The organism is Vibrio sp. Isolate33 (genome assembly GCF_022397895.1).
GTDB classification, from domain to species: Bacteria; Pseudomonadota; Gammaproteobacteria; order Enterobacterales; family Vibrionaceae; genus Vibrio; species Vibrio pomeroyi.
Genome location: NZ_JAKEUP010000011.1, coordinates 146,367 through 171,317, shown reverse-complemented (window position 1 = coordinate 171,317; position 24,951 = coordinate 146,367). Strand labels below are relative to the sequence as shown.

Here is a 24,951-nt window from a genome sequence, read left to right as displayed (position 1 = left end):
GGGCTTTTTAAGGATAATCTGGCGCGGATATCATCGTGGAGCTGGGAAGCTAGTGCTCCCAACAAGGACTCCGAATACATTAGCGCAAACCAACTCCGTTATTACTTAATTGTAGTTGCAATAACGGGGCGGACCATACATTTTTGTGCATGGCATTCCAGTAAAAGGCACAATAACGCCTCCTTGAAACCACTTTTTTCACATCATTAAACAAGCGAAATATCACGTTACTTGAGCGCAAACGGCACTGTTAAAATTCACGGTTACTTGCCCTTTTCTTCACCATTCTTAACCATTAGCTGACTCTTTGTTGCAGTTTGAGAAGCGAGTCACAACAGAACGGCAGATTTAATTTTCTAGGGAAATTTAACGTAAAACGAGCAAGTGACCAAGATCTACAATTACATTAAAACAGAACAAGGCTATATAATTAAAAGAACAGAAAGTAAGTAAGCACTAACATTTAATTACCAACACAAATTCAATTGCGAGTCACATCACCATAACAATTGCGTGCAAAAAACCATCAAACCACCCTATTTTGACGTTAATGACGTGTGGTTATGTGTTTTTAACGTTTTTGACGGGAAACGAGTTTGATTAATTCATCGATAAGGTGTTTTCTTACTCCTGCCAAAGGCCTACAGGCCACTCTTACCACCTCTCGGAATCAACGATGAATCTGGAGCAACGAAGAAGAGGTAGGCCTTTAACTAGAGTGTGTATCTACTAAACCATTTAGCGACAGATAACATTCAATCCATTAGTGAAATGAAAGCAAATAGTAAGGAACAGCTATGCTTGCCAATATAAAAAAAACAGCAATAGCAACAGCAATTATTGCTACCGCTACAACAGGTTTTGCATCAGTAGCAACAGCTGCAGAACGCAGTGAACTGACCGTTCACCCGAAAGAGTACACTACATTCGTACGTAACTTTAACCCGTACCTTGGTGCTACTAACCTACATACTACAACTGACTTCATGTATGAGCCGCTAGTAGTATTTAACGAAATGCACGGTAACACTCCAGTGTTCCGTCTAGCTGAAAACTTCAAAATGTCAGATGATCTGATGAGCGTAGTTTTCGACATTCGTAAGGGTGTTAAATGGTCTGACGGAGAAGCTTTCTCTGCTGATGATGTTGTTTTTTCTTTCAACCTTGTAAAAGAGAAGCCAGAGCTTGACCAATCTGGTATCAACTCTTGGGTAACTTCTGTAGAAAAACTGAACGACAACCAAGTTAAGTTCAGCCTAACAGAAGCAAACTCGAACGTACCTTATGAGATTGCTAAAGTACCTGTAGTACCTAAGCACATCTGGAAAGACGTTAAAGATCCATCAACGTTTACCAATGAAAATCCAGTTGGTTCTGGTCCGTTTACAGAAATCGATACGTTTACAGCTCAACTATACATCCAGTGTGCAAACCCGAACTACTGGGATGCAGACAACCTAGATGTTGACTGTCTACGTGTTCCACAAATTGCGAACAACGACCAATTCCTAGGTAAAGTTGTAAACAGTGAAATGGACTGGACGTCTTCTTTCGTTCCAGATATCGACCGTACATACGCAGCAGCTAGCCCTAAACACCACTACTGGTACCCGCCAGCAGGTACACAGGCATTCATCGTTAACTTCAAACACCCTGATGCTGCGAAGCATGAAGCGTTGAGCAACGTTGACTTCCGTCGTGCTTTCTCTATGGCTCTTGACCGTCAAACTATCATCGACATCGCATTCTACGGCGGCGGCACTGTGAACGATTTCGCATCGGGTCTAGGTTACGCGTTTGAAGCTTGGTCTGATGAAAAAACTCATGACAAGTACAAAGGCTTCAATACTTACAACGCTGAAGGCGCGAAAAAGCTTCTTGCTGACGCTGGCTTCAAAGATGTAAACAAAGATGGTTTTGTTGACACTCCATCTGGTAAGTCTTTCGAACTAATGATCCAATCGCCAAACGGCTGGACTGACTTCAACAACACAGTTCAATTAGCAGTAGAACAGCTAAACGAAATCGGTATTAAAGCGAAAGCTCGTACACCAGATTTCTCTGTATACAACCAAGCAATGCTTGAAGGTACATACGACGTAGCATACACAAACTACTTCCACGGTGCGGATCCATACACGTACTGGAACAGTGCTTACAACTCATCACTACAATCTGGTGATGGTATGCCTCGTTTCGCAATGCACTTCTACAAAAACGAAAAGCTAGATGGTCTTCTAAACAGCTTCTACAAAACAGCTGATAAGAACGAGCAGCTAGATATTGCACACGGTATCCAGCAAATCATCGCTGCAGACCAAGTGACAATCCCTGTGATGTCTGGTGCTTACATGTACCAATACAACACAACTCGCTTCACTGGTTGGTGGAACGAAGAAAATCCAAAAGGCCGTCCAAACATTTGGGCTGGTATTCCAGAGCGTCTACTTCATGTACTGGACCTAAAACCAGTTAAATAAGTAATCGTTCAATCCTTGCGGCGTAACCTCTTACGCCGCTTATAAAAATCCCCACACTCTCAATTGAAAGTATGGCGCTAGTCGTCAGGGGATTTTTCGTTCCAAATTTCGCTAGGAGCGACCTGAATCCAGAAACAGGGAAACAATCTGGGTGAGTAAGGTGTGAGTTATGGGTTATTTTTTAAGACGTTTGTCATTTTATTTTGTCGCGCTGTTAGTTGCTGCGACGTTAAACTTTATTATTCCAAGAGCAATGCCTGGTGACCCAGTTACCATGATGTTTGCGAACGCTTCTGTACAGGTTACTCCAGAGCGTATTGCTGCAATGAAAGAACTATTAGGCTTCGTTGATGGTGGCTTACTGGTTCAATACGTAGCGTACATGAAGAACATTCTGAGCTGGGAACTTGGTACATCAATTCAATTCTACCCACTTTCTGTAAACACACTGTTGGGCGGAGCATTCGGTTGGTCGCTTTTCTTAGCTGGCACCGCAGTTATTCTTTCTTTCTCGATTGGTTCAATTCTAGGTATTTTCGCAGCGTGGAAACGCGGCAGTAAATACGATGCCTTCGTAACGCCAGGGATGCTTATTCTACAAGCCGTTCCTCAAGTTGTTATCGCGATGATTGCACTATTTACCTTTGCAATTGGCTTGAAGTGGTTCCCAACCGGTTATGCCTACACCGCAGGTACTATGCCTGATTGGACAAGCTGGGCATTCATTAAAGATGTCGCTTACCACGCTTTTTTACCACTGTTCTGTGCTTCTGTTGTTCAAATTGGTGGCTTCCTAGTAAACATGCGTAACAACATGATCAACCTACTAGCAGAAGACTACATCACCATGGCGAAAGGCAAAGGCCTGAGCGAAAACCGAGTGGTATTCAACTACGCAGCTCGTAACGCGATGCTACCAAGTGTGACAGCACTTTCAATGTCACTAGGTATGGCAATCGGTGGTCAGTTAATTATCGAAATCATCTTTAACTACCCAGGTCTTGGCAGTGTACTTTTCAACGCAATTAACGCTCGTGACTACCAAGTACTGCAAGGTCAACTGCTTATCATGACGCTATTCATGCTGTTCTTTAACCTAGTTGCAGACATGCTTTACGTTGTTCTTGACCCTCGTCTTCGTAAGGGTGGTAAATAATCATGAAAGACTTTCTAAAACTCATTTGGCGTAACCCGATGGCACTAACAGGCGTCATCATCCTAAGTATTTTCATCCTTGGCGCACTTGCTGCTCCATTGATCACAAAACATGTACCAGACAAGCGTACAGGTAATCCACACGAATACCCTGGCTTCGTCGTTAAATCAGCACAAACTAACCCTGATGGCTGGGTTGCTCAAAACCTAGCAGATGACCGTCGTACATTGATTATGTCTAAAAAGGCAGACCACGTACTTGGTACAACTCGTATGGGTCGTGATGTTTGGTCTCAAGTGGTATACGGCGCACGCGTATCTCTTGCTGTAGGTTTTGGTGCGGGTCTAACCGTATGTCTATTAGCAACCGTTATTGGTGTTTCTGCAGGCTACTTCGGTGGACGTGTTGATGACGTTCTAACCGCCGCAATGAACATTATGTTGGTTATCCCTCAATATCCATTGTTGTTCGTTGTTGCAGCCTTTATCGGTGAGGCAGGGCCACTCACCATAACCTTGGTTATTGGCTTTATGTCCTGGGCTTGGGGCGCCCGTGTTGTTCGCTCCCAAACCTTAGCTTTACGTGAAAAAGAGTTTGTAAAAGCTGCTGAAGTTTTGGGTGAATCTTCATTCCGCATCATCTTCGTAGAAATTCTGCCAAACCTTATCTCTATCGTTGGTGCGAGCTTCATCGGTTCGGTGATGTACGCAATCATGATGGAAGCAACGATTTCGTTCCTTGGTCTTGGCGACCCGAACACAATCAGCTGGGGCATCATGCTTTACAACGTTCAAACTTCTTCATCAATGCTGATTGGCGCTTGGTGGGAACTGTTGGCTCCTTGTATCGCACTGACACTACTCGTAACGGGTCTTGCTCTGCTTAACTTTGCTGTCGATGAAATTGCTAACCCACAACTGCGTTCTCACAAAGGCATGAAGCGTTGGAATAAACTAGCAGCTCAAGACAAAGAAGAACGTGAACCAGAACTACCACCACAAAATGCACTTTGGAGCGGAGATAAATAATCATGTCTGAACCACTAATTTCTATCCGCAACTTATGCGTGGATTACATCACAGAGTCTGGCGATGTCCGTGCGTGTAACAACGTAAGTTTCGATATCGCGCCAGGTGAAGTATTCGGCTTAGCTGGTGAGTCTGGCTGTGGTAAATCAACCGTTGCTTTCTCGCTAATGCGTCTTCATAAGCCGCCCGCTTACATCAGTGGTGGTGAGGTTATCTTCAACGGTGAGAACATCCTTGAATACAGTGATGACCGCATGCAAGCGTTCCGTTGGAGCGAGATGTCGATGGTATTCCAGAGTGCGATGAACGCGCTCAACCCAGTACTACCAATGGAAGAGCAGTTCTGTGACGTAATCATGCGTCACACCAACATGACTCGTGAGCAAGCTAAACAACGAGCTGAAGGTCTACTAGAAATCGTAGATATTCACCCTAGCCGTTTGAGTGATTACCCTCACCAGTTCTCTGGTGGCATGCGTCAACGCTTGGTTATTGCTATAGCTCTAGCCCTGAATCCAAAACTGATCATTATGGATGAACCAACGACCGCTCTTGATGTGGTTGTTCAACGCGAAATCCTACAAAAGATCTATGCACTGAAAGAAGAGTTTGGCTTCTCGATTCTGTTCATTACCCATGACTTGTCATTGATGGTCGAGTTCTCTGACCGCATCGGCATCATGTACTCAGGTGAGCTTATCGAGGTCGCTAAATCTCAAGATATTCTAGAAAACCCTTACCACCCTTACACCAAAGGGCTGGGAAGTTCTTTCCCTCCACTAACAGGGCCAAAGACAAAACTAGCAGGCATTCCGGGCAACCCTTTGAACCTATTAGAGATTCCTGAAGGATGTCGTTTCCAAGCTCGTTGTGACCGTGTACATGAAACCTGTACCAAGGTACCAACCAAGCTGCGCTCTATCGAACCGGGACATTTGTCTAACTGCCACCTGTACGGCGACCCAATAGTACAAAGGAAGCTATAGCTTGCACGCTTTTTCAGCGTGAATAACTAAACAGGCGGCTCGACCGCCTAAAAACAAGCAAAGCGAACAAGGATTCTGGAGACAATTATGAGCAAAGATTTCGGTCAATTATTGGTAGAAGGTAAGAATGTCGTAAAAGACTTCCCAATAAGCAGTACCACCATTCAAACCCCAATGATGCGTGCGATCAACGACGTGTCATTCAAGATGTACAAAAGCCGCGGCTTAGCGGTCGTTGGTGAATCTGGTTCAGGTAAATCAACAACAGCAAAAATGATCGCAAAGATGTACGCACCTTCAGGCGGTACGATTGAATACAAAGGCCGCGATATCCAAGAGATCTCAAGCAGAAAAGATCTTATGCACTACCGTGAGGGTGTGCAGATGGTATGGCAAGACCCGTTTGGTTCACTCAACCCAACACATAACATCTTCCACCATATTGCTCGACCACTGTTGATCCACAAGAAGGTCACCCCTGGCAATAAGAGAGAGCTAGAAGAACGTGTTTACGATCTTTTAGAGCAAGTTGGCCTGATCCCACCAAAAGAGACAGCGAAGAAGTACCCTCACCAACTGTCTGGCGGCCAACGTCAGCGCGTCAACCTAGCACGTAACATCGCGGTTGGTGCTGAGGTTGTTCTAGCGGATGAACCAACTTCAATGCTAGACGTTTCAATTCGTGCTGGTGTTTTGAACCTGATGGAAGAGATGAAGTTTGAGAAACAAATGTCTCTGCTTTACATCACTCACGACATCGCGACAGCTCGTTACATTGCCGAAGATCTTTCAGTGATGTACGTCGGCCATATGGTGGAATGGGGCGATACCGATGACGTTATTGCTAACCCTCAACACCCTTACACTCAACTACTGGTTTCTGCCGTTCCAGATCCTAAGAAATCGATCCACGAACAATTGGCAGGTAACAAAGGTGAAATTCCACTTTGGACTCCAGTATCCGCAGGTTGCCCTTTTGCAGGCCGTTGTACTCACGCAATGGACAAGTGTAAAGAGCAGCTACCGGGTGTGACTCAATTAGCCGATAACCACTTTGTTCGCTGTTACCTACACGAAAGCTAAACATTAAGACTGAGTTAGGGTCTGCGGGCCCTAACTACTCATATCCAAACTAATTCAGGTACCTAGCCAAAAGAAACTGGGACCTTTGGAGAACATTGATGCTGTTATTGACCAACCATATTGGCTACGAATCTTCGGCTCCTAAGCAGGCGATCTTACAAACTAAAAAGGCTCGTTTATCGAGTACGACTGCACTTTTGGTGTGTGCCGACAACCATATTACTGTGGGCAACTTTGATGTCGTGAAACAAGGCCGCGTAGCAAACTGGCATCAAGGACAATTCTTCACAATCGATTTCAGTTCATTTACCGAATCCGGCCGCTACTACCTGCGCTTTGATAACCTACGCTCAGAAGTTTTCGAGATTGGCAGCAACCTATTAATGAACCACACCTTTTCTGATGTGCTTCATTACTTTAAGTCTCAACGTTGTGGCGGCACTTTTGACAAGAAAGATCGACAAGCACAAATTCTCGGCACCGACAGATATGTCGATGTCCACGGAGGTTGGTACGATGCATCAGGTGATGTAAGTAAGTACTTTAGCCACTTGTCTTACGGCAACTACCTAAACCCACAACAGATTCCTATGGTGGTTTGGAACATGCTCAAAAGCGTGCGCTTAACCAGCGACAATCCAGACTTCCCTAAATTCTCCATGACTCGCCTAACAGAAGAAGCGCTATTCGGGGCTGATTTCCTAGTGCGTATGCAAGACGCGGCTGGATACTTCTACATGACAGTATTCGACAAGTGGAGCAAAGACATCAACCAACGCGACATCTGCGCATATACCACTCAAGAAGGTCATAAGTCTACAGATTTGCAAGCAGGCTACCGACAAGGTGCCGGTGTTGCTATCGCTGCATTAGCCGCAGCTTCTGAACTTGAGGTTTCAGGCAGCTACTCTAGCCAAACCTATCTTGATACCGCAACCAAAGGTTACTGGCATCTTAAAGAGTACAACCTGCAGTACCTAAACGATGGTGAAGAGAACATCATTGATGAGTATTGCGCCCTACTCGCAGCCAATGAGCTGTACCGAGTAACACAAGACGAACAATACCTCTCAGAAGCAAGAACTTGGGCGACTCGTTTGATCTCTCGCCAACAGTCAGATGACTCATTTTCGCATTTCTGGTCAGCAAACGCTGATGGCTCTCGCCCATACTTTCATGCCGCTGAAGCTGGCCTTCCTGTGATTGCTCTGTATGAGTACATCAACAATGAAACCGATACGGAGCTGAAAGAACAAGCTCGCACCGTTGTTGAACAGGCGTGTCAGTTCGAAATCAGCATCACCGATAAAGTAACCAACCCATTTGGCTACCCAAGACAGTACGTTAAAAATGTTGATGGTGATAAGCGCGATGCTTTCTTCGTTGCTCAGAAAAATGAAACGGGCTATTGGTGGCAAGGCGAAAACGCACGTCTTGGTTCAATCGCAACCATGGCGTACTTAGTTCAGCCACACATTCAAGACAGCGAACTTCAAAAGCGTTTAATCCAACTTTCACAGAACAGCCTAGATTGGATCTTGGGCCTCAACCCATACCACATGTGCATGCTTGATGGTCACGGCCATAATAACCCTGACTACCTACCACAGCTTGGCTTTTTCAATGCGAAAGGCGGTATCTGTAACGGCATCACCGCTGGCTTTGAAGATGATCAAGACATTGCGTTCAATCCACCAGCACAAAAAGATGACATGCTCCAGAACTGGCGCTGGGGCGAACAATGGATCCCTCATGGCGCATGGTTCCTATTGGCAACTGCTGCGCAATTCAATTTCTTAGCACAGCGTAAGGAGCAATAATCATGACTCTTTACTACGTAGGTATTGATGGTGGTGGCACGTCTTGTCGCGCGCGTATTCGTGATGAACAAGGCACACTCATTGGTGAAGCGAAAAGTGGCAGTGCCAACATCCTTTTGGGTGTTGATGTTGCGATGAGCTCAATTGTTGATGCGATTACTCAAGCGGCGCAGCAAGGGCAACTCGACTCTAATCATTTTTCCAATATGTATGTTGGCCTTGCACTGGCTGGTGCTGAGCAAAAATCGGCATGGTTCGACTTCATGGCTCAACCACACCCTTTCGCAAGTATGACGCTCAACACTGACGCTTACGGTGCTTGTATTGGCGCTCACAATGGCCAAAACGGCGCGATCATGATTGGTGGAACTGGCTCATGCGGCATCTACCTACAAGATGGTGAGCAGTACGTGGTTGGCGGCCGTGAATTCCCAATTTCCGACCAAGGTGGCGGCGCTGTGATGGGCCTTCGTTTGATTCAACAAGTTCTGCTTGCTGAAGATGGTATTCGCAACAAGACACCACTGACTCAACACGTGATGAACCACTTTGGCAATGATGTTGATGCCATCGTTGAATGGTCAAAAGGCGCTATTCCAAAGGACTACGGTCAATTCTCGCCAGTGATTTTTCAACTGGCTAACGAAGGCGATGAGCTAGCTATCGAGATGCTCAAGCAAACCGCCGCTGATATCGAAATGTTTGTACTAGCACTGCATCGTAAAGGTGCGGACAAGGTGTGCCTAATGGGCAGTATCGCAGAGCGCATTCTCAACTGGCTATCACCTCCAGTACAACAATGGATCGTTGAACCTCAATTTGACGCTATCGAAGGCGCATTGATGTTTGCCGGTAAACCACAACACAACTTGTATCAACAGGCTTAGCAGGGAAGTTATATGAATTATCGCATCGACTTAGCTGTTCTTTCTGAACAAAAAAATAACTGCCGATTCGGCCTTACGGTACATAACTTAAGTGATCTTGACGTAACAGATTGGTCACTCCATTTTGCGTTTGACCGATTCATCCTTCAGGAGAGTCTGTCGCAAGGCGAGCTAACTCAAGTTGGCAGCTTTTGTTCGTTCAAACCAAGTTCGTCAGTGTTAAAGGCGAACAACCATTACTACCTTGAGTTCAGCATTCAAAGCGCCCCATTCCGTTTCTATTCTGACGGTCTAAACGATGCCTTTATCAAAACGCATCACCAAGGTGAAACCTCGGTGCTGCCAGTCGCGATATCACCTATTGTGCTGGCGTCACCATACCGTGAACGCAATCAGATACCTGAAGTGAACGCTGCTGAGGTGGCATTAATTCCTCAGCCGAACCAACTCGAACTTAAGCAAGGTAGCTTCGAGTTAAATAGTAAATGCAAGATTGAAGTTCAATCTCACCTTGCAGATAAAGCCGTCACTTGGCTAAAACAAGAATTACTTTCAACCTTTGAATTGTCGATTTCGAATCAGCTTCCAACAGAAGAAAGCGATGACATTCTATTCCGCAGTAATCCGACTTTAGACGAAGCCGAATACAAACTCCGCATCACTGAACAACAGATAATTGTTGAATCAGGCAGCCAATCTGGTTTCACACACGCCGTGGCAAGTCTGATTCAATTAGTTCAACAACAGGATGCCGAAAGCTTCTCTGTGCCATGTTGCAAAATCGCCGACCAACCACGCTTCAAATACCGTGGCATGATGCTGGACTGCGCTCGTCACTTCCATTCAGTGGAACAAGTGAAGCGCTTAATCAACCAATTGGCGCACTACAAGTTCAACGTTTTTCATTGGCACCTAACTGATGATGAAGGTTGGAGAATCGAGATAAAGAGCCTACCTCAACTAACTGAAATCGGTGCTTGGCGTGGTCCTGATCATGCATTGGAACCGCAATATACCCATATTGCTGAAAACTACGGCGGCTTCTACACACAGCAACAGATTCGCGAAGTTATTGAATACGCAGAGCAGCGTAGCATCACTGTTATCCCTGAGATCGATATCCCGGGACACTGTCGCGCCGCGATCAAATCACTGCCTGAGATGTTAGTAGAGCAAGCTGACACTACTCAATACAAGAGTATTCAGCACTACAACGACAACGTGTTAAATCCAGGTTTGCCAGGTACTTACCAATTCTTAGATGCGGTTATTGAAGAAGTCGCAGAACTATTCCCTAGCGAATTGATTCACATGGGCGCAGACGAAGTACCACCGGGCGTGTGGACTAACAGCCCTGCCGCTCAAGCACTGATGAAAGAGCACCAGTACCAAGACAGCAAAGACTTGCAAGGTCACCTATTCCGCTATGCCGAGAATAAACTTAAGCAACTTGGCAAACGTATGGTGGGCTGGGAAGAAGCTCAGCACGGCGACAAGGTGAGCAAAGAGACCATCATCTACTCGTGGCTCAGCGAAGAAGCGGCTGTGAACTGTGCTCGCCAAGGCTTTGATGTGGTTCTGCAACCTGCACAATTTACCTATCTCGACATGACCCAAGATTATGCACCGGAAGAGCCGGGCGTAGATTGGGCTGCCGTTATCCCATTAGAACAAGCTTATACCTACGAAGCGCTTGCTGAGATATCCGACACCGACCCAATTCGTAAGCGGATCCGCGGAATTCAGAGTGCTCTATGGTGTGAGATCGTCACCAACCAAAAGCGTATGGATTACATGGTATTCCCAAGAATTAGCGCTTTAGCTGAAGGATGTTGGACACATAAAAACAACCGAAACTGGCTAGATTACTTGTCTCGCCTAAAGGGTCACTTGCCGCTGCTCGACAGACTCAATGTTGATTACCGCAACCCTTGGAAAGCTGAATAAAACAAAACCACAGCACACTCATACCGAGTGTTCGTTGACTCAAATTAAGGTGCTCAGTCTAGTTAAAACTCAGCATCACTATTTAAAAATTAGCTGCATAGATGCAGTTTGTTAAAAAGGAAATGACAATGAAATACGGCTATTTCGATAACGACAATCGCGAATACGTCATCACTCGCCCTGATGTACCAGCACCTTGGACCAACTACCTAGGCACTGAAAAGTTTTGTACCGTAATTTCGCACAATGCGGGCGGTTACTCGTTCTACAATTCTCCGGAATACAACCGTGTTACTAAATTCCGTCCAAACGGCACCTTTGACCGTCCTGGACACTATGTTTACCTGCGTGACGATGAGACGGGTGATTACTGGTCTATCTCTTGGCAGCCAGTGGCAAAGAGCCTAGATGAAGCGAATTACGAAGTTCGTCACGGCCTGTCATACTCGAAGTTCAAATGTGAATACAGCGGCATTACCGCAACCAAAACGCTATTCGTACCTAAAGGCGAAGATGCAGAAGTTTGGGACGTTGTGCTAAAAAACAACACGGATAAGCCACGCACTATCAGCACGTTCTCTTTTGTAGAGTTTTCATTCAGCCACATCCAATCAGACAACCAGAACCACCAGATGTCTTTATACTCTGCGGGTACGTCTTACCAAGAAGGTGTGTTGGAATACGACCTGTACTACAACACTAACGACTTTGAAGGCTTCTACTACCTAGCGTCAACCTTCTCACCAGACAGCTACGATGGCCAACGTGACAACTTCCTTGGCATGTACCGTGATGAAGCTAACCCAATTGCAGTTGAAAATGGTAAATGTTCTAACAGCGCTCAAACCTGTTACAACCACTGTGGCTCTCTACACAAGCAATTTACGATTCAACCGGGTGAAGAAGTTCGCTTTGCCTATGTACTAGGTATCGGCAAAGGCAATGGCGAACGCCTACGTGAAAAATACCAAGACACAGCAAACGTAGATGCGGCGTTCCAAGGCATCAAAGATCACTGGGACGAGCGTTGCAACAAGTTCCAAGTTAAGTCTCCAAACGAAGGCTTAGACACAATGATCAACACGTGGACACTATACCAAGCAGAAACTTGTGTAGTTTGGTCGCGCTTTGCATCATTCATTGAAGTTGGCGGTCGTACAGGTCTTGGTTACCGTGATACTGCACAAGATGCGATCTCAGTACCTCATGCCAACCCACAAATGACTAAGAAACGTATTATCGACCTGCTACGCGGCCAAGTGAAAGCGGGCTACGGTCTACACCTATTCGATCCAGACTGGTTCGATCCAGAGAAAGCTGATGTTGAGCCATCAAAATCACCTACAGTAGTACCGACCCCTTCAGACGACGACAAGATCCACGGCATTGAAGATACTTGTTCTGATGATCACTTGTGGATCGTCCCAACCATCATCAAATACGTGATGGAAACCGGTGAGCACGACTTCTTTGACGAAGTAATTCCATACGCAGACGGCGGCGAAGCGACTGTTTACGAACACATGAAAGCAGCACTGAACTTCTCTGCGGAATACGTAGGTCAAACAGGTATCTGTAAAGGTCTACGTGCTGACTGGAATGACTGTTTGAACCTAGGTGGCGGTGAATCTTCAATGGTTTCATTCCTACACTTCTGGGCTCTACAAGAATTCTTAGACTTAGCTAAGTTCCGCAATAACGACGCTGATGTTACAAAATACACTGAAATGGCAGCGAATGTTCGCGAAGCGTGTGAAACACACCTTTGGGATGGTGAAGGCGGTTGGTACATCCGTGGTCTAACGAAAAATGGCGACAAGATCGGTACAGCTCAACAAACTGAAGGTCGTGTTCACCTTGAGTCAAACACACTAGCAGTTCTATCTGGTGCAGTTTCTCAAGAGCGCGGCGAGAAAGCGATGGATGCAGTGGATGAGAACCTATTCTCTGAATACGGCCTACACCTGAACTCTCCATCATTCGCAACACCAAACGATGATATCGGCTTCGTCACTCGCGTTTACCAAGGCGTAAAAGAGAATGGCGCTATCTTCTCTCACCCGAACCCATGGGCTTGGGTAGCAGAAGCAAAACTTGGCCGTGGCGACCGTGCGATGAAATTCTACGATGCGCTTAACCCGTACAACCAAAACGACATGATTGAAACACGTTACGCAGAACCATACTCGTACGTGCAGTTCATCATGGGTAAAGACCACCAAGACCACGGGCGTGCAAACCACCCATGGTTAACCGGTACTTCTGGTTGGGCTTACTTTGCAGTAACCAACTTCATTCTTGGTGTTCGCACAGGCTTCGAAGGCTTAACTGTCGATCCTTGTATCCCGACGGATTGGCCAGAGTTCGAGGTTACTCGTCAATGGCGCGGCGCAACTTACAACATCACGGTGCAAAACCCGAATGCAGTAAGCAAAGGTGTTGCTTCTATCACTATCAACGGTGAGTCAGTTGAAGGTGCAATTCCAGTACAAGCAGAAGGCAGCGTGAACGATGTTGTCGTTGTTCTAGGCTAGTCACTCAATTTAACGAACAGCTCTTGTCTCAAGTCTTTACAGGCTTGAGACAATGAGACTAAAAGGATTTTCTAATGATTAAATTTGGTACAGGTGGCTGGCGCGCTTTCATTGGTGAAGAGTTCACTAGAGAGAACGTTCGCCTTGTGGCACAAGCGCTCGCAAACATCATCAACAACGAAAATGCAGCCAAGAACGGATTTGTGATCGGCTATGACCGTCGCTTCCTTTCCGATAAAGCCGCATGTTGGTTTGCTGAAGTATTGGCTGCTAACAACATCAAAGTGAGCTTTATCGATAAGTTCGTTCCAACCCCTATCGTGATGTTCCAAGCAAAAGAAATGGGGTGCACCTACTCGGCATGTATTACCGCTTCTCACAACCCGGCGGACTACAACGGCATTAAGATCTTCATTGAAGGTGGCCGTGATGCTGATGAGATCATCACCGAGAAGATCGAACAGCAAATCGCAACCCTAACCAACGAAGATGTTATTCGTGTCGATTTCGAACAAGCATTGAATGACAAAGAGATCGAGATCATCAACCCGATGAACGCCTTTGTTGATTCCATCATTAATGCCATCGATATTGAATCGATTAAGAAAGCGAACCTACGCGTACTGATCGACCCAATGTTTGGTGTGGCGAAAAACGCTCTGCAAACGGTTCTTATCAATGGTCGTTGTGATGTCGATGTAATCAACGATGGCAAGAACCCAGACTTCGGCGGCCTAATGCCTTCACCAAGCGCAGCAACACTGTATCGCTTGAAGCACTTGGTCGCAGCAGAAGGTTATGACATTGGTATTGGTACCGATGGCGATGCCGACCGTTTGGGTATCATCGACGAGAAAGGTCACTTCATTCACCCTAACGAAGTGCTACTGCTGCTTTACTACTACTTGTTGGAATACAAAGGCTGGAAAGGCTCTGTGGTTCGTAACATCGCAACCACACACCTGCTCGATAAAGTCGCGGCAGATCATGGAGAGAAGAGCTTTGAGGTTCCAGTAGGCTTTAAGCATATTAGCTCGCAAATGGAAGCCGATGACTCTCTAATTGGTGGTGAAAGCTCAGGTGGTTTAACCATTCGTGGTCACATCAAGGGTAAGGATGGCGTCTTCGCGTCAAGCCTATTGGTTGAGATGATCAGTGTGACGGGTAAGAAATTGTCTGAACTGCTTGATGAGATCTACTCTAAGTACGGCTATGCCTATACTGCTGAAGGCGATTGCAAATTTAAGCCTTCGGAGAAAGAAGCACTCTACACCAAGATCTACGTAGAGAAACAACTGCCTGAATTTGAATATGAAATTGAAAAAGTCAGCTATGAAGATGGCGCTAAGGTGTACTTCAAGAATGGCGGCTGGGTGATTGCTCGTTTCTCAGGAACAGAGCCATTACTACGAATTTTCGCAGAAATGGAAGACAAAGACACTGCAGAACGTGTTCTTCAAAAAGTGAAAGACTTTCTCTCTCTATAGGCTTATAGAGTGCAGCAGTTTTAAATGGGACTTAACAAATTACTGCCTTGTTAAAGCCTATAGATGAAGAACTCTTGCCCAGTACTTTGATTAAAGTGCTGGGCTTTTTTATGGCTAACTTCTATTGCTTAGCAGAGTCGGATTTACTGGGCTAGCTAGCGACTAAGCTGAGTTAGAACGCCAGCACACCTTTGGTATCTACTTTCACAGTGACTGGCATACCGACTTCAAGCGCTTCCGATGAGGTCGCTAATAACTTCTGACCATTGGCTTCAATCACATAGCGACAATGGTCGCCCATGAATTGCTGCTCCAATACAGACAGATTACTGTCGACATCATGGCTCGCGACAATGTGCTGAGGTCTTAACAACAACGCGCAATCCGTACCTAACTCAATCTCTGTTTGTGCTTTCGCTTCAATCAGGCCTAAGCTGGTTTCAAATTCGTTGTCTGAAATACGTTGTGCATTCAGGTAGCTACCACCACCCAAGAAATCAGCCACAAACTTACTTGATGGATGGAAGTACAACTCAGATGCCGAACCATACTGTTCAATCACGCCATGGTTCATCACGGCCATTTTATCCGCAAAGGCAAATGCCTCTTCGCGACTATGAGTCACAAAGATCGCCGTCACACCCTGCTTCTTAAAGATCTTACGAATCTGCGAGATCAGCTCATGGCGCACTTGAGTATCAATGTTCGAGAAAGGTTCATCCAACAACAATAGATCCGGTTTATAAGCCAAAGAGCGCGCAATCGCGACACGTTGTTGCTGACCACCAGACAATTGATGCGGGTAACGATCGCCATATTGATCAAGATGAACGAGCTCAAGCATCTCTTGAACTTTTGCTTTCTTGTCTTGCTCAGACATATCACGCAGGCCAAATGCCACGTTCTGATTTACCGTCAGATGTGGGAACAGCGCGTAATCTTGGAAAATCATACCGATGTTACGTTGCTCTGGCGGTAACCAATTAGCACCATCATCAATGGTTTGACAGTTCAAACTCATCACACCACTACTCAATGGGAGTAAGCCCGCAATCGCCTTAAGTAAGGTGGTTTTTCCGCATCCACTTGCACCAAGCAAACAAACAATTTCACCATGCTCGACTTCTAACGAGAGCGCTTCCAAAATGGTTTGCGACTCATACTTACAAGTCAGATCTTTAATTGATAATGCACAACTCATTAGTTTTTCTGCTCCAAGGAACGGTTTACGATGATCAGAGGAATTAAACCCACCAACACCAATAATACAGCGGGCATCGCCGCCAATTCTAGGTGCTCATCTGAGGCATAGTTATAAACATAAGTCGCCAATGTTTCGAAGTTGAAAGGACGCAGCAGCAATGCCGCATTCAACTCTTTCATTGATTCGATAAACACCAGTAAACCAGCGATCAATGCACCACGTTTAATCAAGGGTAAATGAACGCGGCGTAACATCTGATTGGTATTACAACCCATGGTTTTAGAAGCCATATCCAATGAAGGGGATACTTTACTCAAGCTACTTTCAATACTGCCGATTGCGACTGCCGAAAAGCGCACCACCATCGCAAAGATTAGCGCGAACATCGAACCAGAGAAGATCAAACCAGGTCGCCCCCACTCCATCACTTTCGCAATGTCATTGACTAAATGATCCATGAACAGAACAGGTACCATCACACCAATAGCCAACACGGTGCCTGGGACGGCATAGCCCATCGAAGCGAGACGCATATAAGCTTGATTTTTCTTGTTCGGGCTAACGCGTTGATTAAAGTTAACAACCATCGCGATAATCACGCCAATAATCGCAGCAACCACCGACACATAAAGGCTGTTAACGGCATACTCTCTGAATTCCGGGGTCCAGCTTTGAGCAAAATATTTGTAGGCATAAATAATCAGCTGACCAAGCGGAAACAAGAATGCAACGCAAACTAATCCCCAGCACCAAAACAGCGCTAGCCACATCTTCCAACCGACTAAGTTGTAACGGAAATCTTCTCGGCTACTAAATTGGTTTTGAAACAGCTTCTGCTTACGACGACTGTAACGTTCAGAGCTCAACAGCAGTATCACGATAATCAGCATAATGGCTGAGATCTTAGCGGCAGCGGTCAAGCTAGAGTAGCCAAGCCACGTGTCATACACCGCGGTCGTTAAGGTATTTACCGCAAAGTAGCTCACCGTGCCAAAATCACCGATGGTTTCCATTGCAACAAGCGATAAACCGACCGCCATTGATGGACGAACAAGTGGTAAGGAGATACGACGGAAGCTTTCCCAAGGTGAGCATTTTAGCAAACGAGCGGATTGCAATAAGGATACGTTTTGTTCCATAAATGCCGCGCGGCACAACAAATAAACATAAGGATAGAGAACGAGTGACAGAACAATAATAGCGCCGGATAAGGTTCTAATATCCGGAAACCAATACTCACCGGGTCCCCACCCAGTAAGGTCTCGCAATAGAACCTGAACAGGACCGGCAAAGTCAAACCAATCGGTAAAGATATACCCAACAATATAGCCTGGCATTGCTAATGGCAGGACGAGTGCCCACTGCAAAACGCGCTCTCCTGGAACACGGCACATTGCCATAACCCAAGCAGACGGAATACCAAAAACTAAAGACAGGAACATGGTTCCTATGACTAAAACCACCGTATTGTAGGCATAGGTAGGCATCACTGTGGACATCAGATGAGAAAATAGCTCATCTGTTTCTCCAACAGCCGTCGTAAAAATCGCTAAGATTGGTAAAACCAGTAATACCGCAATAATGCCGCTACTGGTGTTCCATAAATAATTCTTTTCTTTCATCGCCTAACTACAACGAGGCTTAATGAAACACAAATGCATTTGCAAATACATCTCATATCCTTTTAATGGTGGGGTTATTTATACCCATATACTCTAATGACTTCAAGGTGAGATGCTAATAACTCAAGGGATCAGTGGGGTGCTTTGTATCAAAAAGTGATTTTCCAATAACAAACAACCCCAAGCAGCCAAAATGGCGACTTGAGGTTGTCATTTTACTTTGGCCGAAGCCTACCGTAATAAATTATAGATCGAACTTAACTTCATCTAATAGCTTGATTGCAGCCGCGTGGTGGTTTGCAATTTCATCTAGAGAAATAGTATCCGCTTTGAACTCGCCCCATGAAGCAACAAGCTCAGAAGGTTTAACGTCTGCTTTCACTGGATATTCGTAGTTCACTTCTGCGTACATGCTTTGCGCTGTGTTACCAGATAGGAATTCCATCAGCTTAACGGCATTCTCTTCATTTGGAGAGTATTTAGCCATTGCCATACCAGAGATGTTTACGTGAGTACCTGTCGTCTCTTGGTTAGGGAAGTTAATGTAAACAGAGTCAGCCCAAGCTTTTTGCTCTTTATCGTTAACCATCTTACCTAGGTAGTAGCTGTTACCAAGAGCAACATCACATAGACCTTCTTTAATCGCTTTAACTTGCGCGCGGTCGTTGCCTTGAGGCTTACGTGCTAGGTTTGCTTTTACGCCTTCTAGCCATTCTTTCGTTTCAGCTTCACCTTTGTGAGCAATCATCGAAGACACTAGAGAAACATTGTATGGGTGCTTACCGCTACGAGTACAGATTTTACCTTTAAATTCAGGCTTAGTTAGATCTTCGTAAGTGAACTCTTCACCTAGACGACCAACACGGTCACGTGACGAATAAACGCTGCGTGTACGAGTTGTTAGTGCGAACCACTCGTTATCTGTATCTTGATATTGAGCAGGGATGTTCTTTTCAAGTACATCGCTCTCTACAGATTGAACTAGGCCTTGTTTAGTTAGTTCAGATAGACGGCTGATATCTACAGTTAAGACAACGTCAGCTGGGCTGTATTCACCCTCTTGAGCTAACTTCTCTGCTAAACCTTTTTTAGCAAACTTAACGTTTACTTTAATGCCAGTCTCTTTTGTGAACTCGTTAAACATTGGCTCAACAAGGAAAGGTTGACGGTAAGAGTATACGTTTACTTCTTCCGCAGCCATTGCTGTCGGGGCAATTACACCGCACGCTAGAGCTGAAAGTGTTAGCAGTTTCTTCATTGTAAAATCCTTTATATCGAAATGATAATGTATATCAGTTGCGTTATTATATTCATCAGTAACATAATTACAATGACGTCTGACAAAAAAATAGCCTGGTCTGCCCCTTCACCCTCCCACTTTTGTAACAATTTATTTCTGTAAACATTGTCGCTACTTCAAGATTGCTATACCGAATTTCGATTTTATAAAGGTCTTATAGCTCGTCCATACAAACAGAAAACCCCACAACCATTCAGGTGTGGGGTTTGTTCGTTTAAACTTAATTTCGTTTTGTTTGGGTACGTTACCTATAAGCCTTAACAACCCAATAGCAACGTTATTTTACAGATACAAACTCAGGGTAAGCGCCTACACCACAATCGTGCATGTCCATACCTTCCAGCTCTTCGTCTTCACTGACACGGATACCGATTGTTGCTTTAAGCACAGCCCATACCGCTAGGCTCGCACCAAATACCCAAGCAAAGATTACTGCAGCACCTAGTAGTTGAGCACCAAACGTTGCATCAGCGTTGCTTAGTGGCACAGCCATTAGACCGAAGAAACCACACACACCGTGTACTGAGATAGCACCGACTGGATCATCAATCTTAGCTTTGTCTAAAGCGATAATGCTGAATACAACCAATGCGCCAGATACAGAACCAATTGCTACCGCGAATAGAGGTGATGGTGATAGAGGGTCTGCAGTGATTGCTACTAGGCCTGCTAATGCGCCGTTGAGAATCATTGTTAGGTCTGCTTTACCCCAAGTTGTTTTACATACTAGTAGTGCTGCGATTGCACCCGCAGCTGCTGCTGCGTTGGTGTTAAGGAAGATTTGACCCACTGCTGTCGCGTTCTCGAAGTCTGAAACCATTAGTTGAGAACCGCCGTTGAAACCAAACCAACCAAACCAAAGGATAAATGTACCTAGTGTTGCAAGCGGCATGTTTGAACCAGGGATTGGGAAAATTTCACCATTCTTACCGTATTTACCTTTACGAGCACCTAGTAGTAGAACACCTGCTAATGCAGCAGCTGCACCAGCCATGTGTACAATACCTGAGCCAGCAAAGTCACTGAAACCTGCTTCTGATAGGAAACCACCGCCCCAAGTCCAGTAACCCTCAACAGGGTAAATAAACGCTGTTAGTACTACTGAGAAGATTAGGAATGACCAAAGCTTCATACGCTCAGCAACCGCACCAGATACCACAGACATTGCTGTTGCAACGAATACTACCTGGAAGAAGAAGTCTGATTCTAAAGAGTGGTCTGCACCTTCACCTTGAGTACCAATCAAAGTACCGAATGATGGCAACCAACCGCCTTCACCGTTATCCACATACATAATGTTGTAACCAACAACTAAGAAAGCAGTACAAGCAATCGCGTACAAGCAGATGTTCTTAGTTAAAATTTCTGTGGTGTTCTTTGAACGAACTAGGCCAGCTTCTAACATCGCGAAGCCTGCTGCCATCCACATTACTAACGCACCTGAAATGAGGAAGAAAAAAGTGTCTAGTGCGTAACGTAGTTCCGTTACTGTTGTTGTAAGTTCCATATTAAAGTCTCCAGTCCTTGTAATTCTTTAAAGTGCTTCAGCATCCATTTCACCAGTACGAATTCGTACGGCTTGGCTTAGGTCATACACAAAAATTTTGCCATCGCCGATTTTTCCGGTGTGTGCCGCTTGGCTAATCGCTTCAACAACTCGGTCAACATTTTCAGCTTGAGTAGCTATTTCTAGTTTTACCTTTGGTAGGAAATCTACTTGGTATTCCGCACCACGGTACAATTCAGTGTGTCCTTTCTGACGACCAAAGCCTTTCACTTCAGAGACCGTCATACCTTCAATACCCACATCAGAGAGTGCTTCACGTACATCATCTAATTTGAATGGCTTAACAATGGCATTTATTAGTTTCATATTCGTTCCTTAAATTCTTCACTTAATCCGTTAATTCTCTTATTACAATCCAAGTAGCGTGCCAAAAAGTTAAACTATTGATTTTAAAGAACATAAAAATAATAAAGCCGCAATAACAAAAAAGGCCGCACCAATATGGTGCGGCCTTTTCACTATCTTAATGCGTTGCACTATTGTTGCTCCAGTTTTGGGCAACAAGGTCTTCAAAGCTAAAAATAGAAACAGAATATCGAGCTTAGAAAATCAAAGACTAGTAACCTAGAAACTCCATCCAGCGCTCAATCAACAACTCGAAGTCATCGATGCCACAGCTTGCTTGGCTCTCGCAGTTATAAAAGTCGAACTCACTGCCCTCTTCCATCTCTTGCTCGTGGCCAAGTACGTTTTCTTGAATCGTCACTTCGTCTTCATTGATCGCTAAGCTGATCTCTTTACCAAGCAAGGTCACTTCATTGCTCAGATCCTGTCGAGATTGCTCAATAAGCGCCATCACATGATCCAGTTTCTGCTTATCTTTACCGATCTCTTCTTGTAACCAGCGGCCAACGATCTCGTGTCCCATGCTGCATTTCACGTAGTACTCACCCATTAAAGTGTTTCTTGTAAATTCGAATTCCATAGTGGCTCCACGCAGTAACTGCAGACAGGGTTAAAAATGAGGCGAGAGTATATAGCGAAGTCATCAATAGATCGAGTCGCTCGGCATCTAACATTCAGACATAAAAAAACGCCTACCGAAGTAGACGCTCTATCATTTGGGTTCCTCTAAATAGTTGGAGTTGCAGCTAGGCGACAAGTACGTTCATCCCTATGAGCATAGAAGCTCTATGTGATTAGGGTGAACGCACGCCGTCAACAACGCTGCAGCTACAAATATGACGAGGAACTAGGCTGGTTCTTGGAAGATAACTGTATCTGCTTTTTCCGTGTACTGACCCATTTTATGGAAGTTCAGATAACGGTATGTATCTGCAGCCGTTGCGTTAATCTTCTCTGCGTACTCAAGGTACTCTTCTTTTGTTGGGATACGACCAAGAATCGCGCCAACCGCAGAAAGTTCAGCAGAAGCTAGGTAAACATTCGCACCAGTACCCAAACGGTTCGGGAAGTTACGAGTAGACGTAGACATTACTGTCGACTTATCTGCCACACGTGCTTGGTTACCCATACACAGTGAACAACCCGGAGTTTCGATACGAACCCCAGCACGGCCGAAGATGCCGTAGTAGCCTTCTTCTGTCAGCTGGTCTTTATCCATCTTAGTTGGCGGAGCAACCCATAGGCGAGTATTTAGAGAGCCATTGAACTCTTCAAGCATCTTACCTGCAGCACGGAAGTGACCGATGTTCGTCATACAAGAACCGATGAACACTTCTTGAATCTCAGTACCTTGAACGTCAGAAAGAAGACGAGCATCATCTGGATCGTTTGGAGCACATAGGATTGGTTGATCGATGTCAGCAAGGTCGATCTCGATAACGTGAGCGTATTCAGCATCTGAATCAGCAGACAGTAACTCAGGATTAGCTAGCCACTCTTCCATAGCTGTAATACGACGTTCGATAGTACGAACATCACCGTAACCTTCAGCGATCATCCACTTAAGCATCACAATGTTCGAGTTCAAGTACTCAGAGATAGACTCTTCAGAAAGCTTAACCGTACAACCTGCAGCAGAACGCTCAGCAGATGCATCAGAAAGTTCGAATGCTTGCTCAACAGATAGGTGCTCAACACCTTCAATTTCTAGTACACGGCCAGAGAATTCGTTGATCTTACCTGCTTTCTCTACGGTCAGTAGACCTTGCTTGATACCGTATAGAGGAATCGCGTGTACTAGGTCACGTAGCGTGATACCTGGCTGCATTTCACCTTTAAATCGAACCAAAATAGATTCAGGCATATCAAGAGGCATAACACCCGTTGCCGCCGCGAACGCGACTAGGCCTGAACCCGCAGGGAACGAAATACCTAATGGGAAACGAGTATGCGAGTCACCACCTGTACCAACAGTATCAGGAAGAAGCATACGGTTTAGCCATGAGTGGATAACACCATCACCCGGACGCAGTGAAACACCCGCACGGTTCATGATGAAATCAGGTAGCGTATGGTGAGTGTTAACATCAACAGGTTTCGGGTATGCCGACGTGTGACAGAAAGACTGCATCACTAAATCAGCAGAGAAGCCAAGACATGCAAGATCTTTAAGCTCATCACGCGTCATAGGACCTGTAGTATCTTGAGAACCTACGGTTGTCATCTTCGGCTCACAGTATTGACCAGCGCGAACGCCTTCAACACCACATGCTTTACCTACCATCTTCTGAGCAAGCGTGTAGCCTTTATCAGAAGCAGAAGGGTCAATTGGTTTAGCAAACATATCCGTTTCAGCTAGACCTAGAGCGTCACGAGCACGACCAGTTAGACCACGACCGATGATCAGTGGAATACGACCACCAGCACGAACTTCATCTAGAAGAACTTTGCTGAGTTCGAAGTTTGAAATCACAGAACCGTTTTTGTGAACAACACCTTCGTACGGGTAGATATCAATGATATCGCCCATGTTCATGTCTTGTACGTTCAGTTCGATAGGTAGGGCGCCTGAATCTTCCATTGTGTTGTAGAAGATTGGAGCAATTTTACCACCTAGACAAACACCGCCAGTGCGTTTGTTTGGTACGAATGGGATATCTTCACCCATGAACCAAAGCACTGAGTTTGTCGCAGATTTACGTGAAGAACCTGTACCAACAACATCACCAACATAAGCCAGTGGAATGCCATCTTTTTGTAGTTCTTCAATTTGAGTAATTGGACCAACGTTACCCTGGTCATCAGGAGTAATGCCTTCACGTTCCATTTTCAGCATCGCTTTTGCGTGTACTGGGATATCAGGACGTGACCATGCATCTGGCGCTGGAGATAGGTCATCGGTGTTCGTTTCACCAGTGACTTTAAATACTTTTACTGTGATTTTTTCTGCTACTTTATCTTTCGCTGTAAACCATTCAGCATCAGCCCAAGATTGAAGTACTTGTTGTGCAGCAGCATTGCCAGCTTTCGCTTTCTCTTCTACGTCGTAGAATGCATCGAACATTAGGAGAGTGTGAGACAGTGCTTTAACAGCGATAGGAGCAAGCTCGGCATCATCAAGCAGAGATACTAGAGATTCGATGTTGTAACCACCTTGCATAGTACCAAGCAATTCTGCAGCTTTTGCTTTGCTTACTAGCGGAGATGATACTTCACCCTTTGTGATAGCCGTAAGGAAGCCTGCTTTTACATAAGCAGCTTCATCTACACCCGGTGGAATGCGGTTTTCTAGTAGGTCAAGAATGATCTCTTCTTCACCTTGAGGTGGATTCTTAAGAAGTTCAACTAGGCCAGCAACCTGCTCAGCATCTAGTGGTTTTGGAACAACTCCCTCGGCAGCACGTTCTTCGACGTGTTTACGGTAGGCTTCAAGCACGACTTTTTTCCTCTCATTGCGGTTCACTTCTTACCTTCATAATTGTTAGTAAAATAAAGAAGTGAACAT

Annotated in this window: 17 protein-coding genes; 10 read left to right on the top strand and 7 right to left on the bottom strand. The window is 45.3% G+C overall.

Annotation, left to right across the window (positions count from 1 at the left end):
* Positions 1 to 797: 797 nt before the first annotated feature.
* The 10 genes from L1D37_RS16205 (at position 798) to L1D37_RS16160 (ending at position 15,408) form a co-directional block, all read left to right on the top strand.
* Positions 798 to 2,480: an ABC transporter substrate-binding protein gene (locus tag L1D37_RS16205; RefSeq protein WP_017633263.1), complete on the top strand. Its 1,683-nt coding sequence runs from the start codon at positions 798 to 800 to the stop codon at positions 2,478 to 2,480.
* A gap of 169 nt (positions 2,481 to 2,649) precedes the next feature.
* Entirely contained in the window at positions 2,650 to 3,636 is a 987-nt protein-coding gene (locus tag L1D37_RS16200) for an ABC transporter permease (RefSeq protein ID WP_017633262.1), read from the top strand.
* Between the two features lie 2 nt (positions 3,637 to 3,638).
* Positions 3,639 to 4,664: an ABC transporter permease gene (locus tag L1D37_RS16195; protein WP_239848454.1), complete on the top strand. Its 1,026-nt coding sequence runs from the start codon at positions 3,639 to 3,641 to the stop codon at positions 4,662 to 4,664.
* Between the two features lie 2 nt (positions 4,665 to 4,666).
* Positions 4,667 to 5,650: an ABC transporter ATP-binding protein gene (locus L1D37_RS16190; RefSeq protein ID WP_017633260.1), complete on the top strand. Its 984-nt coding sequence runs from the start codon at positions 4,667 to 4,669 to the stop codon at positions 5,648 to 5,650.
* Positions 5,651 to 5,737: 87 nt separating this feature from the next.
* On the top strand, positions 5,738 to 6,733 hold the full coding sequence (locus L1D37_RS16185; RefSeq protein WP_017063264.1) for an ABC transporter ATP-binding protein: 996 nt from the start codon (positions 5,738 to 5,740) through the stop codon (positions 6,731 to 6,733).
* Between the two features lie 98 nt (positions 6,734 to 6,831).
* Positions 6,832 to 8,553 carry a glycoside hydrolase family 9 protein gene (locus L1D37_RS16180; RefSeq protein ID WP_239848453.1) on the top strand — a complete coding sequence of 574 codons (1,722 nt, stop codon included), beginning with the start codon at positions 6,832 to 6,834 and terminating at the stop codon, positions 8,551 to 8,553.
* 2 nt (positions 8,554 to 8,555) lie between these two features.
* On the top strand, positions 8,556 to 9,440 hold the full coding sequence (locus L1D37_RS16175) for an N-acetylglucosamine kinase (RefSeq protein ID WP_239848452.1): 885 nt from the start codon (positions 8,556 to 8,558) through the stop codon (positions 9,438 to 9,440).
* A 12-nt stretch (positions 9,441 to 9,452) separates the two neighbouring features.
* Positions 9,453 to 11,387 carry a family 20 glycosylhydrolase gene (locus L1D37_RS16170; protein WP_239848451.1) on the top strand — a complete coding sequence of 645 codons (1,935 nt, stop codon included), beginning with the start codon at positions 9,453 to 9,455 and terminating at the stop codon, positions 11,385 to 11,387.
* 128 nt (positions 11,388 to 11,515) lie between these two features.
* Entirely contained in the window at positions 11,516 to 13,921 is a 2,406-nt protein-coding gene (locus tag L1D37_RS16165; RefSeq protein WP_239848450.1) for a N,N'-diacetylchitobiose phosphorylase, read from the top strand.
* A 74-nt stretch (positions 13,922 to 13,995) separates the two neighbouring features.
* Positions 13,996 to 15,408 carry a phosphoglucomutase/phosphomannomutase family protein gene (locus L1D37_RS16160; RefSeq protein WP_048658177.1) on the top strand — a complete coding sequence of 471 codons (1,413 nt, stop codon included), beginning with the start codon at positions 13,996 to 13,998 and terminating at the stop codon, positions 15,406 to 15,408.
* Between the two features lie 172 nt (positions 15,409 to 15,580).
* On the opposite strand, the gene L1D37_RS16155 is transcribed toward L1D37_RS16160, so the two are convergent.
* The 7 genes from L1D37_RS16155 to acnB form a co-directional block, all read right to left on the bottom strand.
* On the bottom strand, positions 15,581 to 16,609 hold the full coding sequence (locus L1D37_RS16155; protein WP_239848449.1) for an ABC transporter ATP-binding protein: 1,029 nt from the start codon (positions 16,607 to 16,609) through the stop codon (positions 15,581 to 15,583).
* Complete coding sequence (locus tag L1D37_RS16150) at positions 16,609 to 18,234, bottom strand: iron ABC transporter permease (protein WP_239848448.1); 1,626 nt, start codon at positions 18,232 to 18,234, stop codon at positions 16,609 to 16,611. The genes L1D37_RS16155 and L1D37_RS16150 overlap by 1 nt, the downstream gene beginning before the upstream one ends.
* A gap of 244 nt (positions 18,235 to 18,478) precedes the next feature.
* Entirely contained in the window at positions 18,479 to 19,492 is a 1,014-nt protein-coding gene (locus tag L1D37_RS16145; RefSeq protein ID WP_017633252.1) for a Fe(3+) ABC transporter substrate-binding protein, read from the bottom strand.
* A gap of 319 nt (positions 19,493 to 19,811) precedes the next feature.
* Positions 19,812 to 21,041: an ammonium transporter gene (locus L1D37_RS16140; RefSeq protein ID WP_239848447.1), complete on the bottom strand. Its 1,230-nt coding sequence runs from the start codon at positions 21,039 to 21,041 to the stop codon at positions 19,812 to 19,814.
* Positions 21,042 to 21,068: 27 nt separating this feature from the next.
* A complete protein-coding gene (glnK, locus tag L1D37_RS16135; protein ID WP_004738200.1) occupies positions 21,069 to 21,407 on the bottom strand; it encodes a P-II family nitrogen regulator in 339 nt (112 codons plus the stop codon).
* A gap of 250 nt (positions 21,408 to 21,657) precedes the next feature.
* Positions 21,658 to 22,026: a YacL family protein gene (locus tag L1D37_RS16130; RefSeq protein ID WP_017633250.1), complete on the bottom strand. Its 369-nt coding sequence runs from the start codon at positions 22,024 to 22,026 to the stop codon at positions 21,658 to 21,660.
* Positions 22,027 to 22,293: 267 nt separating this feature from the next.
* On the bottom strand, positions 22,294 to 24,882 hold the full coding sequence (acnB, locus tag L1D37_RS16125) for a bifunctional aconitate hydratase 2/2-methylisocitrate dehydratase (protein WP_239848446.1): 2,589 nt from the start codon (positions 24,880 to 24,882) through the stop codon (positions 22,294 to 22,296).
* Between the last annotated feature and the right edge of the window lie 69 nt (positions 24,883 to 24,951).

Coding starts and splice junctions, on each gene's coding strand:
- L1D37_RS16150 (WP_239848448.1), bottom strand. CDS start 18,234: ATGAAAGAAAAGAATTATTTATGGAACACCAGTAGCGGCATTATTGCG.
- L1D37_RS16170 (WP_239848451.1), top strand. CDS start 9,453: ATGAATTATCGCATCGACTTAGCTGTTCTTTCTGAACAAAAAAATAAC.
- L1D37_RS16155 (WP_239848449.1), bottom strand. CDS start 16,609: ATGAGTTGTGCATTATCAATTAAAGATCTGACTTGTAAGTATGAGTCG.
- L1D37_RS16145 (WP_017633252.1), bottom strand. CDS start 19,492: ATGAAGAAACTGCTAACACTTTCAGCTCTAGCGTGCGGTGTAATTGCC.
- L1D37_RS16195 (WP_239848454.1), top strand. CDS start 3,639: ATGAAAGACTTTCTAAAACTCATTTGGCGTAACCCGATGGCACTAACA.
- L1D37_RS16200 (WP_017633262.1), top strand. CDS start 2,650: ATGGGTTATTTTTTAAGACGTTTGTCATTTTATTTTGTCGCGCTGTTA.
- L1D37_RS16165 (WP_239848450.1), top strand. CDS start 11,516: ATGAAATACGGCTATTTCGATAACGACAATCGCGAATACGTCATCACT.
- L1D37_RS16140 (WP_239848447.1), bottom strand. CDS start 21,041: ATGGAACTTACAACAACAGTAACGGAACTACGTTACGCACTAGACACT.
- L1D37_RS16180 (WP_239848453.1), top strand. CDS start 6,832: ATGCTGTTATTGACCAACCATATTGGCTACGAATCTTCGGCTCCTAAG.
- L1D37_RS16160 (WP_048658177.1), top strand. CDS start 13,996: ATGATTAAATTTGGTACAGGTGGCTGGCGCGCTTTCATTGGTGAAGAG.
- L1D37_RS16185 (WP_017063264.1), top strand. CDS start 5,738: ATGAGCAAAGATTTCGGTCAATTATTGGTAGAAGGTAAGAATGTCGTA.
- L1D37_RS16130 (WP_017633250.1), bottom strand. CDS start 22,026: ATGGAATTCGAATTTACAAGAAACACTTTAATGGGTGAGTACTACGTG.
- L1D37_RS16175 (WP_239848452.1), top strand. CDS start 8,556: ATGACTCTTTACTACGTAGGTATTGATGGTGGTGGCACGTCTTGTCGC.
- L1D37_RS16205 (WP_017633263.1), top strand. CDS start 798: ATGCTTGCCAATATAAAAAAAACAGCAATAGCAACAGCAATTATTGCT.
- L1D37_RS16190 (WP_017633260.1), top strand. CDS start 4,667: ATGTCTGAACCACTAATTTCTATCCGCAACTTATGCGTGGATTACATC.
- glnK (WP_004738200.1), bottom strand. CDS start 21,407: ATGAAACTAATAAATGCCATTGTTAAGCCATTCAAATTAGATGATGTA.